This is a genomic window from Rheinheimera sediminis, assembly GCF_004005375.1.
Lineage (GTDB): Bacteria > Pseudomonadota > Gammaproteobacteria > Enterobacterales > Alteromonadaceae > Pararheinheimera.
Genome location: NZ_RZUF01000003.1, coordinates 60,126 through 75,148 on the forward strand (window position 1 = coordinate 60,126; position 15,023 = coordinate 75,148).

Consider the following 15,023-nt stretch of genomic DNA (forward strand, 5'->3'; position numbering starts at 1 on the left):
AACAGGCCAAGAAACCTGAACCCGATGCTTCTACTTTGTTGGTTAATTCGCAGAGATTAAAGGTTGGTTAGGCCGCCAGAACTTCCAGTGGGCTTGGCATAGGGTTGAGGCAAGTGTAACGCTGTTGTCCGGTAGTTTTCTTAGATCTTTTGTGTTGGCACTATCTGCCAAAACCTGAGATTCGTCATAGTGACACACTTGCGTTAGTTGCTTCTTTTTTGAACTACAACCACTGGTTAAATTGCCAGATTTTGCCCTTGAGTAAATTGAAGAACAACTAGCGTACTGGCTGTATACATTTTGTCGGATGCACATTTACTGATTTCAGAAAAATTTATTGAAATAGAGGTACATCAGAGTTAGTTTGGTATGAGTAAAATTCAGGAAAGAAGGCAGAAAAAATGTTCGACTTGCGGGCAGGCGGCCTTTGAAAACGGATTGTTATGAGTCTTTCGCGCCATGTTACAGAAGGAGTTGAACTTGAAATATCTTGCTAGATTTCAGAATAAAATGATGTTTCTCGTTGGTTTTATTTCTTTGTATTTGATATTTAAAGAATCTACAGCTTCAATGCTCCCGATTCTAATAGGTTCAGTTGTAGAAACTCTATTCGTCAAAAGCAGATTTTCTGAAATTTCTTTTGCAGTCTCATCTGGTTTGTTTGTTGCTTTCCTTGTTTGGTTTGTTGATATCTATATTCAAAAGGCGATTAAGTTAAGAAGAAGGAAGGTTCATATTCAGCAATGGGCTTCAAGTCTTTACGAAAGTGCTAGGTGTATACATTACCGCCTTATGGAGTTTTGCTTGGGTAAGGATTACGACGAAATTACTATTTTTGGCCCTCCGCGCTCAAAAACTGCGCTTGAGCTTAATAGTAATCAATGGTCAAAGCCAATTGAGGCGACGAAAATTAGGTGCGAAATTCAGGCTATTACTGAAATATCCAAAGACTTTAGGAACTCGGAAGATGTCTTCGATGATGAAACTTGTATCCTTGTCGATAAGTTATACAGGCAGTGTAAGGACTCAGATTCATCTCTCCACACGACAGAGGAGTTTAAATCACACAGGCAGTTTGTCCTAGCTAGAGATGTAGTTCACAGTGTTGTAGCGTTACTGCAAAATCCTTTACTGCATCAATCATGGAAAGGCCATCCGGTTCATGGCTTCGAAAAAAAGATTATTTCTCATAACAAGTCAAAGCAGAAAGCCAGTGCTATTTTCGTTGCACCTTGATAAAGCAGGCAAGCCTTAAGAATAGTATGCATTCAAGAGTGATTTCAGTGAAACAATCTTGCTGCAAAACAACTCATAACAAGCGCCTTAAACAATGCGGCCTGCGGCCGCTGGACTCGCAACAAGTTGCTCGCCGTCTAGGCGATAGTTATACCAGTCAAACTTATGCATACATTTTTTAATCTGAAAATTAAAGAAACAAATGACAAAATGAGGCAGCTATTAAAGGCTCATGTTGAACCTTTTTTAAAAGAGCACGGTTGGCATGGAAAGGGCTCCAAATTTAAACGTATCGCGAATGGCCAGTATCAAACATTAGATTTTCAATTTAATAAATATGGCGGAAGTTTTGCTGTAAATTTGGGAGTTGTGGAGCCAGTAGAAAATTTTTACGGTTCTAACTCTGAAAATTTGAAGTTTATTCGCAGCCAAAGACTTGGCTCGCTCAATAAAAGAATTGTTAAACGGAAAAACATGGATCATTGGTTTAACTTCATGTTGGGTGTACTAATTTACGTTCCTGCCTATAGACGAGCCGTCTCGGAACTTTTGAAAGTCTATATTTCTCAGGCTGATTTAACTTTTGAAAGTATGCAAAAATCAATTAAAGCTGGTGTAGCTTGCATACACTTGGAAAAGGTATAACAAACCACTGTAGTCGCTCACTGCGTTCGCTAGGACAAAAACACATGGGCTGTCTCGCTTCGCTCGCATTTTAGCCCCTAAGTGGGGTGTTATAGGGCAAAATCATGGAAGTAACAGCATCTCATTTGGTAGGAATAGTTTTTATGTATATTGGTGCATCATTAGTACTCAAGGGAGATGTGAATTTTGAATATGGCATAACAAATGGAGCGAAGAGAACTAAGTTCATTAAATCAAAAACGAGCAAACTAGTTGGCAACTCTGCAAAATTAGTTGGTGTTTTTATTGTACTTGTTGGAGTCGCCGTTTCTCTATTTGTGCCGTCAGAGCAAGTTCTGTTTACCATTTGATGCAACAGCCCTATAACAAAAACATCAACTGGAAAACCACTCGCTGTAAAGCGCTCGCATTTTCCAGTTCTATTAAACGTTAGCGGGCTTTTATCTCATTAGAGTACTTAAACTATTAAATTATAGTACTGGCAACAATCACACTGCAGGAGCAGACATCTATGAAGGGAATCATTCGGTTTTTGAAATGGGCATTCGCCGTCATTGCAGTGATTGGCATTGCATCGCTTGTGGCGGGTTTGTCGTTTCGCTCGGGGTTAGGCACTCCAACCACTGAATTCAAAGAAAAAGCAGTGTATGCACCGCATGGCGTAGTGGCGACCAGCCAACCTTTAGCCAGTCAGGCTGGTTTGGTCGTGCTGCAAAATGGTGGTAATGCCGTAGATGCAGCAGTGACCGCGGCGGCCGTGTTGAGTGTAGTGGAACCTTATATGACCGGTATTGGCGGCGATATGTTTGCTATGGTTTGGTTGGAGCCTGAGCAGCGCCTGATCGGTATCAATGGCAGTGGCCATGCCGGCACGTTGATGACGCTCGACAAATTAGCGAGCCGCAATCGTGTACCAGACGAGGGCGCTCAATCTATTACCTTGCCTGGAGCGTTAAGTGGCTGGGCAATGTTGTTGGAAGCCCATGGCACAATCAGTCTGGCACAAGCGCTGGCACCAGCTATTGAATTGGCCGAAAAAGGCTTCCCAATCTCTAAAACAACAGCAGAAGAATGGGGCCTTTTTGAAAGTAAAATCAATTATGACCAAGGGGCAAGAAGCACCTTTTTAATTGAAGGCGGCCGGACACCTGTTGCCGGTGATAGGTTTTTGAATCCAGACTATGCTAACACTCTGAAACTGATCGCAGCACAAGGTCCGCAGGTACTGTATGGTGGTGAACTGGGTGAGAAAATTGCTGCAAGAGTACAAGAGTTAGGTGGCTTTTTAACCCAAAGCGACTTCGCCAATTATCAGGCTGAGTGGGTGGAGCCGATGTCAGTGTCCTATAAAGAATATCGTTTATGGGAGTTACCGCCGAATGGACAGGGCATTGCTGCGCTTGAAATGCTGAAAATCCTCGAACCCTATGATTTAAAGGCAATGCAGCATAATTCTACCACTTATTTACACCATCTTATTGAAGCCAAAAAGTTGGCTTATGCCGACCTCGAATATTTTGTAGGTGACCCCCAGTTTATGCAGATAAAAGCGGAACAGTTGTTAGATGATTCTGTTATCGCTAAGCGGCGCGCCTTGATCAAACAGGATCAAGCCATGGAGCAAGTTGATCCAGAAAAGTCGTTAAATACCAGCGACACGACCTATTTGAGCGTGGCTGACAAAGACGGCAATATGGTGTCTTTTATTAACAGCATTGCCGGGCCTTTTGGCTCAGGCGTTGTTGTCCCAGGCACCGGTTTTGCTTTACAAAATCGCGGTGTGGGTTTGTCGCTGCAACCAGAGCGCGCCAACACAGTTGCCCCCGGTAGAAAGCCATTTCATACCATTATTCCTGGTTTTGTCACTAAAGCCGATGCTCAGGGTAAGCAACAACCTTGGTTGAGCTTTGGCATTGTCGGTGGACCTCAGCAGCCTCAAGCACATGTGCAAATGCTGTTGAATATGGTGGTGTTTGGAATGGATGTACAAGAAGCTATTGACGCGCCAAGGTTTCGCCATTGGGAAGGGAATAGAGTGAGCTTTGAACAAGGGATCCCACAGAGTACAGTGGACGAGCTTTATTCGCTCGGACATGCGCCGCAAAACCCAGTGATGGCTACCGTGCAGGGCTTTTTTCACGGCAATAACCCAGGACTGGTATTTGGTGGCGGACAAGGTGTTATGAAAACTGCCAACGGATATGTCGCAGGTTCTGATTCTCGTCGCGATGGGGTGGCAGCGGCACATTAGCAATCATCCCTGGTGTTTGTCCGCCCTTCAACCGATCAGTTGGTAGTGCTATCTACAAAAGCTGGAAGTTGGTTGATATGGCTAACAAGCAAATCTTATTCGCCTATGCTGCACATGGGCTGCGACGGCAAAACGCTTGCGCGTTTTTCCGCGCTAAATTGGGTAGTTAGCCATCATTATGAATATATCCCGTATACATGACACATATTTCTCAATCTCATTGCTCAGCGTTGTAATGGTACTTGTACTGGTCCTAGGCGACGCGATGTATATTGGTATTTGGTATTATTTAGCTATACCAATAGCTGCGTTATTGATTGCATGGGGCTTCAAGTCACCACCATTATTTCAAACCGGAGCGGTACTTGGACTGTCGGTTACATTTTTAATTTATCTTAGCCTCAACTGGAGCGCAGAACGTCCAGAGGGGCTGCTTGGGCTAGGCCATTTATTTTCATTGCCTGGTGCTGCAATTGGGCTGGTTCTTAGTGCATATATAGTAAAGATGAGAAGCATCGAAGGCGTTTTGGTTGGTTTTACAATGGGGTTGCTAGGGGTTCTAGCCGGTTTCTTTATTAACCAAATGGTTGTTTGTAACACTGTTATGTGGTGCGGAGTATTATCAGTGTGAATGGCGAACGCCCGCACATGGTCGGACTGGTGTTCGGCTGCGCTCCAAACCAGCCGCACATGCGGGCGTTAGCTTGAATCATAAAAGGAGTAACTTTTGAGATATTCAAATGAAGAAATGGAAAATGCTTTGGCCGAGATTAATCGTAATCAAAAACCTGTCTTGGCATTTATTGCTTCTCTCATTGGTGCAGTTCCAGCTATGGGAATGTATTTCTTTTTTGCGCAGATGGGGGGAGTTTTATACCTTATGCTTGCTCTGCCGCCTGCGTTTGTAGGTTTGTTTGCTCGATTTGTTGGCCGTACTTACAAGGCAAAACATAGAATTTCAGTAGGTATCGTTGGCGCGCTGGTTCATGTGGCTGGTTGCTTATTACTTCAATTTAACCCGCTAATTTATTTACTGGCACCAGTAGCCTTTTTTATTGCCATGTCTGTAGCCAAAATAAAACTTAAACATATTCATGGCTTGGCAATTATTCAGGCGAATTTAGGCAAGTTAAGTGCTGAAAAGTAATGACAGTCGTGCTCTTGGTTGCAATGCTTTTGGGTGTAGTGTGTTACAAGGCGGGGCACTTTGCGGTCTGCGCCCGCAGCAACTCTCACTGGCGTTTGCGCGCTAAATAACCTGAAATTATCCCGAGTTCAGGTTAAATATTTAGGACATTTTTATGCACCGATCAGTACAGCTGATGTGGGATGACTACCTTGCGCATCAGTCTCAGCTATCACAGTTCCCCACAGATGCACCGCCAGCCTGGTATTTCTGCGACAACGAGACGGATGCTAATGAGTGTGCTCAGCTAGTCGTGAGCGGTACAAAGCGCGCAACATCACCATCACTATGGTCTTTTGAAGCCAGCGGTGAGGCTTTGCCGCGTATAGGCGATTTGAACATAGTGACGGACTGGAATGGCAAGGCCGTATGTATTATTCGCACAACCAATGTACAGATCTTCCCGCTCAACGAGGTCACTGAGGCACATGCAAGAATTGAAGGTGAGGGCGACGGCTCACTTGATTGGTGGCACAAGGCTCATTGGGACTATTACCATCACGAGCTCCAAGGCACTGGCTATGAGCCCAGGGCTGACATGCCCGTTGTCTTTCAAGAGTTTGAGTGCATATTCCCGGCAGGTGCGGTTTAATTCAGGCATTAGGCAATATGGAGTCATCCTGAAACGGGAAAATTAGTGTGAACCAGACTCTTTTATGACTGAAAGCTGGCCTTGTCTACGGCATCTTTGAGCGGCATCCATCATCATTTGCTCCCGCTCTGGTTTTGCTGCATTACATGCTGAGTCATGCCTTTGGCACCGATGGACGATTTTGGCATTTTACTGTTGATACTCAATGTAGCTGCGGTCTTGACCATCAGGCTTACTACAGCGCCATGAGACTAAGCTCTCACTTGCTTATATAGTGCTGTGCTACGTAAAGACTCCAGGCGGAATGGAAGATACCAGTTTGCGGGCCTTGGGGAGAGATGTTGCTCTACGAACATCCACATGCAGACTATCAGCATTGATATATACAGCAGTAAAAACGAATCAAACAGCATTGGAAACACCATGAGGTGCCAGCAAGACACTATGCACCAACAGCTTTTTTTAACACCGAAGCTTAAGCAGTCATAAGCATACTGCCAGCCAGAGAGCGCAAGCCTTTGGGTATAGTGGCAGTAATTTAATCCCCACTGTTTCATTGGTGAGGCTTGCCATAACAGCACAATTGCACTGGCTACAAGAGCTATCTGTAACGGAGCTGTATTTTTAAGTGCCATCAGCATCAGGTTGCACACTAAGCCCACTCCAAGCCATAACGACAGATAACCCAAACAAAAAAGTACGCTTCCGACAAGCCGTAATCTTGGTAAACTGCGCAGCCAAATATGCCGAATAGCATTGTGTAGCAGTGGGAACATCATGGCCACGATCATAGTCAGCCAGCCGGAGAGCTGAATAAAAGCAGAGTAAAATGGATTTTGAGTTGGGGCTGGGGAGTGGTTGTGCATGTGATGATGTTGGTCTGCCATTGGTATATCTTGCAGAGTGGCTGAGAGTGAGTGGGCGCTGTGATCGTGACCACCAAAGTACAATAATAGCCAGGCAATGCTTGAGAACAGTAGTAATATCGGCAGTGGGGGCTGGGATAAAAACCAAATATAACTTCTAATTTTCATCATCTTACCTTGTGCAGCCGCTCGCGCTGAGTGACAGTTGCTTGATTTGTAGTGCCCCTTTTTCTTGCAACTTATGGCGTGGCTGTAGCAGTAAAGAGCAGGTGCTGTCAGCACTAAAACACTGCTGACAAAACTGAACTAAACCAGCCGATATTTCAGTGCAAATTGATAGCCCATCAGAGGACTTGCCAGCATTTCTTAGCCCGTACAGCCCCTCAGTGCTGAGCAATACGGAGTGGTTTTCTGCGCACAGATAAACTTCCAGCGTAATACCCTCGCTTGTGCCACTGATCCCAGCTATATGCAGGTATGTTGAGTGTTGACTCTTAGTCCATTGGCTCAAATCGCTACAGTTTCCCAAAGGCAACACCAAAGGTTGTGCCAACTGCAGCTTGGTATGAATGAGGCTCAAACGATCGCCTTGGTTATCTGCTGTGGTCATGGGTCAAGATCTCTGTAGGCCAATTGATGAGTATCGCAGCGGTTGAGGTCTGGTCAACCGCTGCTATGGGGCTTATTGTTGGCGATAGAGACTTATGCGCTCAATGCTTAAATCAGCTCCTGCGGTATTGGTGTTGCGTGGGGTGAGTTTCACCTCAATCTCACTCAGGTTTTCAATACCCTGATTTAACTGCAGCCTATCCAGCTCGTCTGTAACATCCAACACAATGGTTAAACCAGCGCCGCCATGGGCTAAATCCTGGCGTGAGGCATTTTTAATTCCAAACAAACCCAGTGGTGCCAGCTTTACCTCTTGACCATCGACTAACAAATGCACATCCACACTTAAGCCTTCACGGTTGGCGCGAATAGACTCCAGATTAAGGAAGAAACGATCGGGCTCCCGACTGCCAGACTCTGCCAACAGAGTGGTTTTAAAACCGCGAGCACTGCGTTGCATCATGCGCTTATCAAGCTTAACCAAGCTATGTTGAGCACTGTTCAGGCTAATGGCTGCTTCGTTGGCCCCTAACAGTTCTGTCTGTGAAGGAGTCTCTGCAGACAGTATAGTTGGCGCTACTAAGGCCTTTAAACCAAATTGCTCAAGTCGAGTATTTTTGCTGCTGGGCGGTACTATATCTCCATTGTCTAAAGGATCATAACGGTAACCAAGCTGCTCCGTGGCCAGAACATCCTTGGGCGCATATACCCAGTCTTGCCCATTCGGCATTGGCATTATAAAGCGGCGGCTGATTGGGCCTTGCAACCAGCTCTGGTCACTAGGGTTAGCTCGGCCTTCACCCAGACTGAGCCAAAATGCCCAGAGCCTGTCAATATTGGCATGGTGCAAATAAAAAATAGGATCTAATCCGGCCAGATCCGGGTCGGCCATAAGGCCAGGGCCACCTGAATTTTCCTGACCTACATCGACATGCACAATGTTATGAGGCAGAGATTCTAATCCGCCAGAATAACCGCCACCGTGATGAAAGGCTGTTTTAGGCCCGCCAAAACCCGGACTGCCACCGCCAGTGCCAACGTAAGGTATGATGTTAAGATTTTTAAGTGACACATCCTGTACCGGTAAAGGTAAGGTGGGAGGGTTAACTGACGAGCCATAGCGTTGTTTAATAAACAAAGGGTTAGGGCTACCATCTGGTAATGTAGTGACGATAAAAGCTGGCGGTAAATCGCGCGAAGTTGGGTTTGGGTTAGAGTAGTCCCAGTAGGGAAGCGCCCAATCAGATGGCCCCCCGAGTTTGACTATAGCGTCGCGTACAATGGATTCTAGCGAGATCAAATAGCCTCGATGCCAAGGTAAAAAATACCAGGATTGATGCTGACATTGATTCCAAAACGCATTTTGCTCAGCCTTGCTGGGTAATGGCTCGCCGGGGCTGTAATAAAGGTATTGCTGCCAGAAGGAGGTCGCGGTGTTATTGCTAAAATCTTCACCATGTATAGCGGCTAAAAAACGCCAGCTGGTTTTGTCGCTTAACGGTCTTGTCATCAACTCGGCCACGCCTTTGGCATACCAGAATAGCAACGGGTCGTTAAAGTCACCGCCATTTGCCCACACGCTTTGACGTAAAAACATCACTGTATTCCTTGTTGTTTGTGGATACTTTGGCAATCTTGCGCTTTTAGGGATAAGCCACGGGATCCTGTAAAACGTGAATGATTACCAGCTTGTTAAAATTGACATCGGTTTATCTAACTGCATTGCTACCTATTGGGTATTGGCGACACAATGCAGTCCCGAAATCCAGTGTTTAATGAATTTATAGGTACAGTCTATTGGTCGCTTGATAGTGAGGATGGCAAAAATCCATCTGAGTTATTTTGTTTGGTCCCAATATGGTACTAAAGTGTAGATGGTATTTAGGTAAATTAGTGAATTTTTTGTGAGGTGTCTCAAGTTCTGCTGTGGAGGAGGGGGCAGTATCAAGCAGTTTTAAAACCCAACCTAAAACCAGCATGTACTGAGTAAAACAAATCAGGCCTGACAGCACAGTATCAGGCCTGGAGATATCAAACTCAGCGGGAGCTATTTTTTAAGGTCTGTCGCTTTTTCAACCAGATCCAAACGAGCTTTCCATGGGTCTACGCCATGCACTGCCTCGGCTTGCATAGTGAAATCCATGATATTGCCCTGTTCAGGGTCAAAAGCCTGCCAGGTTGTTAAGCCATCGCCATTCGGATTGCCGGTTTTGGCGAAGTTGACTACATAACTAAAAGGCAGGGCAGAGGCTTTTTTGTCTTGCTCTGTCAGAGCCTCGTATTTTTTATCTATGGTTTTAAAGAAAAATGGAATTTCGGCAGCGTGTTGAGCGCCTTGACCGTCACGAATGGCTTCTGCCACATAACTAAAACGATAGAGGTAAGCCGCTTGACCCAGAGCTGTCATTTTCTTCGCAACATAGCGGGCAGGTTCCTGCATGCCCCTGTCCTGACCTACCATAAAGTTCAGCAACTGCAGCGGCAACTCGGCTTTTGCATCATAAGCCTGGCGCGCTTCCTCAGCATGGGGGCCAAAAGATGCAAACAGGCTGTCTTTATCAGGCGACATAGTAAAACCTATATCCTGACTGGTGGTTCCTACCATCACTGGGATTTTGGCAACCTGGGCTGTTTCTAACATCTGCTGTGTGCTGCCTAAAACTGTATGGCCATCCGCCAGCGGACCTCCAACATAAGTGGGTTTGCCTTCTGCAGGCTGAAAGAAATCCATCAGGCTTAGCCCGTCTAAAACCGCTTCAGCCGATAAGGCGCGCATTTTGGCGATAGCCTCAGGGTCGTCTTTAGCTATACCGTGTTTTTCAGCGAAGTTCAGGCCTATTTGTTCTGCTGAAGGATTCTGCTCTGTGCCTTCAGTTAAACTGCGCTCTCCCATTAATGAGCGGCCGCCGCCTGACATAATAATGGCGCGTTGAAACAACGCTTTACTGGCCGGAGCTTGCATCAGAGTATGGACTGAGCCACCGCCAGCAGATTCGCCCATAATAGTGATCTGCTCTGGATCTCCATGAAAAGCTGCAATGTTGTCTTTCACCCATTTCACCGCAGCTATCTGATCCATAAAGGCGTAATTACCCAGTTGCCCTTCTTTGGCCGCAGTTAAGGCTGGGTGGGCAAAAAATCCAAACCGTCCTAAGCGGTAGTTAAAACTAACAAACACTACCCCAGCTTTGGCAAATTCAGCACCGTCGTATACGGCAGGCGAAGCGCCGCCATTGACGTAACCACCACCATGGATCCAGATCAAGACTGGGGCTGGTTTGGCTTGTTCAGCCGGAGTCCAGACGTTCAGGTAAAGGCAGTCTTCAGCCGGAGTTTCTCCTAATGGCGCTGCATCACTGGCAAAGGGTTTTTGCATACAGTCGTGACCAAAGCTAGTGGCCTCTCGCACACCAGACCAGGCCGCTACAGCTTGCGGCTCACGCCAGCGGTTTGCCCCAACAGGTGCTGCTGCATAAGGAATGCCTTTATAAATCTCAATATTCTGCGCTGTCACGCCTTGTAATTGGCCGCTTTCGATAGTGACAAGCGGCTGCTTTGTTGCTGGTGAATTGTCGCTAGGTTTAGCCGTTGTGTTATCGCTACAGCCACTGAGCAGTAAAGCTGCGCTCAGAGCCACCAGCAGTAAGCTTTTTGGTGTTAAAACAATCATTAGTTTCCCCTTGTCAATTGAAGGTCAAAACAAACGCACAGCTTCGGCCATTTTTTAGCTCTTTGTAGTTCTGTTGCGTTGTCAGTGGCTGTAGGGCTTGTTACCAACTTTTGTAGTTTGAATGGGTAACTTAACAAGGATAAATAGCAAAGGCTATTTTTATCAGTCCAGTACAGGCTATTCAGGGCCGGTTCTACAGGGCTACAGCCTACAGATCAGACCAATAGCTGTTTGACCTGCTTTGCTTTTCAGGGCAGTGTAAAGGCAAGTTAATTCAGCAGCAGGAAGTAAGGATGTTTAAATTAAAGTTAGGGTTAGCTGCGGGTTTGGCTTTGACTTGCCTGAGCACGGCAGCGGCAGAGCCAGTGCAGCCATCACAAATTATGACACAGGCCGAAGCCAAAGCCGAAAAAGGCGATGGTTATGTGTTTTACAGCTACTTTACCAAGCCTACTTTTGGTACCCAGGATGCACTGACAGGTGTGGCTGTGATTGAGCCAGGTAATGAAATTCATCCGCCTCATATTCATGCTGAAGAAGAGTATCTGATGGTGATTGAAGGCGAGGGCGTCTGGTCGCTGAAAGACAAAGATATTGCTGCGAAAGCCGGTGATATTTTATATGCAGCGCCATGGGATTCGCATGGTATCCGCAATACAGGCAAAAAGCCGTTGAAGTTTGTTGTGATGAAATGGCATAGCAAAGGTCTGCCAGTTCCTGTTGATCCTGCGGTAAAGGCCAAACCTTAAAGCTGTAATGTGAGCAGGCTAAAGTTGCTTTAGCCTGTACTGTTGTAATCTGCTATTGGGTTTATCCGCTAAGGTCATTTCTATCAATCCGGCTTGCAGCGCTGGCTTTAAATAGCGGGCGCTAAAAGACTTCCGATCTTTAAGTTGTAACAACTGCTGCAGTTGATCACGGCCTAATGGGCCTTGAGCGAGCAGAGCTAACAACTGCCCGACTTGGGGGCTGACTTGCGGGTTGACTTGGGGACTGATCTGATAAAGTGCATTGTCCTGATGCAGATATTTGTCGTTTTCCTGCAGAGTGTTATTGATTACTGTCAGCATAAACTCGATAAAAGCGGCACAATCGCTTTGTTTAGTGCTTTGATTGATCGCCTGATAATACTGGCTTTGACTGGCATGAATCATACTTTCCACTGGCAGTTGCGCTAACAATGGGAACCAGCGGCTGAGAATTAATGTTTGCCACAAACGTCCCACACGGCCATTGCCATCACTGAATGGATGAATAAACTCAAATTCGTAATGAAATACACAACTTGCAATCAGCGGATGTTGTTCAGTTGTCTTGAGCCAGCCCAATAAATCAGCCATCAGCTGTGGTACTTTGCTCGCAGGTGGCGCCATATGAACGACCTGTGAGCCATTCATCACCCCCTCATTGCCTTGCCGATACAAACCTGCATCGTCCACCAAGCCTGTCATCAATAGCTGATGAGCACAGAGCAAATGCTTTTCGCTGTCTGGTTGCCAGCGCTCAAATTGCTCATAAGCCATCAGAGCATTACGGGCTTCCAAGATTTCCCTGGGGGGAGCTATCACTCTTTTGCCTTCAAGAATGGCGGTAATTTGTGCTTCACTCAGGGTATTGCCTTCAATGGCCAGTGAACCCTGAATAGTGCGGATGCGATTAATACGACGTAGCTTTAACTGGCGCTTTTCGTCCTGCATTGACAAGCGCCCCAAGTGCTGATTGATCTCTGCAATCAGCCGAATGATTCCGGGGGTAATGCTAAAAGGCGGCGTATAGGCTTTGGCCATAAAATACTGGGATCGCTTGAGTGTTACTTCCGGGCAGCTTATCCCATTATGGCTGAATCTAAAACAGTCCTGATTATTGTTATCTCAATGCTTGATGTGACCAAACAGCAGAGACTAGTGTGTAATTTGTACTTAAGTAACTTGAAGCTGCTGAATTCTGAAAGGCTTGTTGCCGTTCTGCTACTTTCGCTTTCGTTGCTATAGCATAAGCGCCATTAGTGCGGTGCTTAATCACTGAAAACGGGAAATGGTCAGGGATTGAGATGTGCTGTATCAATACAAGCGACAGAAGGGGAATGGTTAATCTGCCGCTACTCTGTCTCGTCCAGCCTGTTTCGCTTTGTACATGGCGCTGTCGGCCCGACGCAGTAAATCATTCAGCTCAGCCTGTTCGTCCTGACTTTCAGCTACGCCAAAACTGGCGGTCAGATACAGAGTTTGGCCATCTAACAGCTCGATCCCGGTCTTTTTCACTTCCTGGCGCAAGCGTTCTGCAAAATCCAGCGCATGTTGTTTGTTGCACGATTCGAGCAAGATCACAAACTCTTCGCCACCAACTCTGGCGACCAGGTCGTGAGCACGTACTGCTTTACGCAGAATTGCGGCGACTGCTATCAAAGCCCGATCGCCGCTGTCGTGACCATAGGTATCGTTAATAGTTTTAAAATGGTCGATATCCAGCGCTATCAGCGAAAATGGTGCTTTATAGCGGGCCGATCGGCTTAGTACTGGCACTGCGGTGTTTAAAAATGCTCTACGGTTGAAGAGCCCGGTCAGAAAGTCTGTGTTGGATAAGTTCTGTAGTTGTTCGATTAGGGCTTCACGTTCAGCTTCCAACCGGCTGCGCTCTTGCTCATGCTGTTTGATCAGCTCCACGGCCTCCACAACTGCGGCCATCTCGTCGTCTTTGTGTACTTGGGGTAAGGGCAAATCCAGTTTGCCTTCAGCTACACCCTGCAGGGCTTTAACCGAGCTTTGCAAAGGGCTGAGCAATCTGTAGTGCAATAAAAACACTACCGCAGATAAAGTCGTCAGCAGCAGTATGACAAAAACGACGTGAAGCATAAAATCCCATCGAGCCTGCGCCAAACGCTGTTGAGCGGCGCGCTGCGAATTTTGCAGCAGCACATCGCGCAGCTTTAACATTGATTGCATTTTAGGCACGTAGCGGCTGGCGAATTCGCTGGCATTCATTGGATAAGGGCTTGAGTTGGTGCTTGCGGTAATTACTTGCTGCACTATGGCCAACGCCTGCAGGAAATAGGTCGACTCCACCTGGGCCCATAGCGTTAAGGCATCGTCAGAATCGGGCTCTTGCCATGAACTTAACCGGGCTTTCAGCAGGTCCTGCATCTGTGTAACACGCCCCAGCATCATCTGAATATCTGTTAAATCCTGCTCAGACATAGGCCGGCCTGAGGCAAAAGCCGGAGTGAGTAGAGAACCTAACAAGCCCGCTTTTTCTCGAAGTTCAAAAACAAAGAGTGCGCCTTGCACTCTGTGTGTCAACTCAGGCAGCGCTGTGTGTGCTTTTTTGGCTTCGAGCAAGGCAATATGTTGGGCGCAAGCTACTGTCGCGGCCATTTCTGCGATGATCTGCTGTATTTGGGCTTTGCTTCTCTGGGATGGCGCTGTGCCAGCCATTGTGTCGGCGGCAAGCCTGGCATGCATCAGCTGTGTATGACTGGTAGCCAAGCAACTGAAGTTGTTATGGTCCGCACTCAGAGGTAATGCATCGGACAAAGTGCTTAGCGCTGCCAGCATGGCATCTGTTTGAATTCGCGCTTCTGTAACTTTTGTCCGGATAGCAACATCGGTTTCACTGGCCTGACTGATCAGCGCATTGGTCGGGCCTCGCTCTTTCGAGGCCATCTCTGCAGCAATCAGTGCAACAGAAACGTTCTGCAGCGCTTTTACAGCCGTGACACTTTGCTGATACATTTGCCATTCGTTATGCACTGACAGTCCTGCTACCGTCATGGTTGCGAGAGACGCAATAAATACAAGCAGGTTGAACTGAGTGCGGAACTTCATAAAGGTCTGTCCTGAGCGCAGGGATGGCTTGGCAAAGTCTGTAACAATGCATTGTAGACAAAAAAAGCCAATACGCTATGAATTTACAGCGTTTTTTCTGTTTATCTCAATGCTGAATGCTTCAGAGCCAAGCCTAAGGTTGGCTCT

General features: G+C 46.6%; 13 protein-coding genes. 8 read left to right on the forward strand and 5 right to left on the reverse strand.

All coding sequences use genetic code 11. From position 1 onward, the window contains the following. Positions 1–480 precede the first annotated feature (480 nt). The 7 genes from EMM73_RS02445 (at position 481) to EMM73_RS02475 (ending at position 5,910) form a co-directional block, all read left to right on the forward strand. Complete coding sequence (locus EMM73_RS02445) at positions 481–1,236, forward strand: hypothetical protein (RefSeq protein ID WP_127684872.1); 756 nt, start codon at positions 481–483, stop codon at positions 1,234–1,236. Between the two features lie 165 nt (positions 1,237–1,401). Continuing rightward, the gene (locus EMM73_RS02450; RefSeq protein ID WP_127684873.1) at positions 1,402–1,881 is read left to right on the forward strand and encodes a DUF4304 domain-containing protein; all 480 of its coding nucleotides are present in this window, start codon (positions 1,402–1,404) and stop codon (positions 1,879–1,881) included. A gap of 104 nt (positions 1,882–1,985) precedes the next feature. Continuing rightward, positions 1,986–2,231, forward strand: coding sequence for a hypothetical protein (locus tag EMM73_RS02455; RefSeq protein WP_127684874.1), 246 nt, complete (start codon positions 1,986–1,988; stop codon positions 2,229–2,231). A gap of 161 nt (positions 2,232–2,392) precedes the next feature. Continuing rightward, on the forward strand, positions 2,393–4,132 hold the full coding sequence (ggt, locus tag EMM73_RS02460; protein WP_127684875.1) for a gamma-glutamyltransferase: 1,740 nt from the start codon (positions 2,393–2,395) through the stop codon (positions 4,130–4,132). Between the two features lie 265 nt (positions 4,133–4,397). Further along, on the forward strand, positions 4,398–4,763 hold the full coding sequence (locus EMM73_RS02465; protein WP_127684876.1) for a hypothetical protein: 366 nt from the start codon (positions 4,398–4,400) through the stop codon (positions 4,761–4,763). Positions 4,764–4,859: 96 nt separating this feature from the next. Continuing rightward, the gene (locus tag EMM73_RS02470; protein ID WP_127684877.1) at positions 4,860–5,279 is read left to right on the forward strand and encodes a hypothetical protein; all 420 of its coding nucleotides are present in this window, start codon (positions 4,860–4,862) and stop codon (positions 5,277–5,279) included. Positions 5,280–5,433: 154 nt separating this feature from the next. Then, positions 5,434–5,910 (forward strand): ASCH domain-containing protein, encoded by a 477-nt coding sequence (locus tag EMM73_RS02475; RefSeq protein ID WP_127684878.1) that lies wholly within the window; start codon positions 5,434–5,436, stop codon positions 5,908–5,910. Between the two features lie 251 nt (positions 5,911–6,161). On the opposite strand, the gene EMM73_RS02480 is transcribed toward EMM73_RS02475, so the two are convergent. The 3 genes from EMM73_RS02480 to EMM73_RS02490 all read right to left on the reverse strand — a co-directional run bounded on the left by EMM73_RS02480 (position 6,162) and on the right by EMM73_RS02490 (position 11,055). Beyond that, a complete protein-coding gene (locus EMM73_RS02480) occupies positions 6,162–6,944 on the reverse strand; it encodes a copper chaperone (RefSeq protein WP_186435098.1) in 783 nt (260 codons plus the stop codon). A 514-nt stretch (positions 6,945–7,458) separates the two neighbouring features. After that, on the reverse strand, positions 7,459–8,982 hold the full coding sequence (locus EMM73_RS02485) for a tyrosinase family protein (RefSeq protein WP_127684880.1): 1,524 nt from the start codon (positions 8,980–8,982) through the stop codon (positions 7,459–7,461). Between the two features lie 450 nt (positions 8,983–9,432). Next, complete coding sequence (locus EMM73_RS02490; RefSeq protein WP_127684881.1) at positions 9,433–11,055, reverse strand: carboxylesterase/lipase family protein; 1,623 nt, start codon at positions 11,053–11,055, stop codon at positions 9,433–9,435. A gap of 293 nt (positions 11,056–11,348) precedes the next feature. On the opposite strand from EMM73_RS02490, the gene EMM73_RS02495 reads away from it, so the two are divergent. Then, a complete protein-coding gene (locus EMM73_RS02495; protein ID WP_127684882.1) occupies positions 11,349–11,804 on the forward strand; it encodes a cupin domain-containing protein in 456 nt (151 codons plus the stop codon). A gap of 18 nt (positions 11,805–11,822) precedes the next feature. Here EMM73_RS02495 and EMM73_RS02500 read toward each other — a convergent pair whose 3' ends face one another. Both EMM73_RS02500 and EMM73_RS02505 read right to left on the reverse strand, forming a co-directional pair. Continuing rightward, the gene (locus tag EMM73_RS02500) at positions 11,823–12,842 is read right to left on the reverse strand and encodes a Fic family protein (protein WP_127684883.1); all 1,020 of its coding nucleotides are present in this window, start codon (positions 12,840–12,842) and stop codon (positions 11,823–11,825) included. Positions 12,843–13,142: 300 nt separating this feature from the next. Beyond that, a complete protein-coding gene (locus EMM73_RS02505; RefSeq protein WP_127684884.1) occupies positions 13,143–14,876 on the reverse strand; it encodes a GGDEF domain-containing protein in 1,734 nt (577 codons plus the stop codon). Positions 14,877–15,023: the final 147 nt, after the last annotated feature.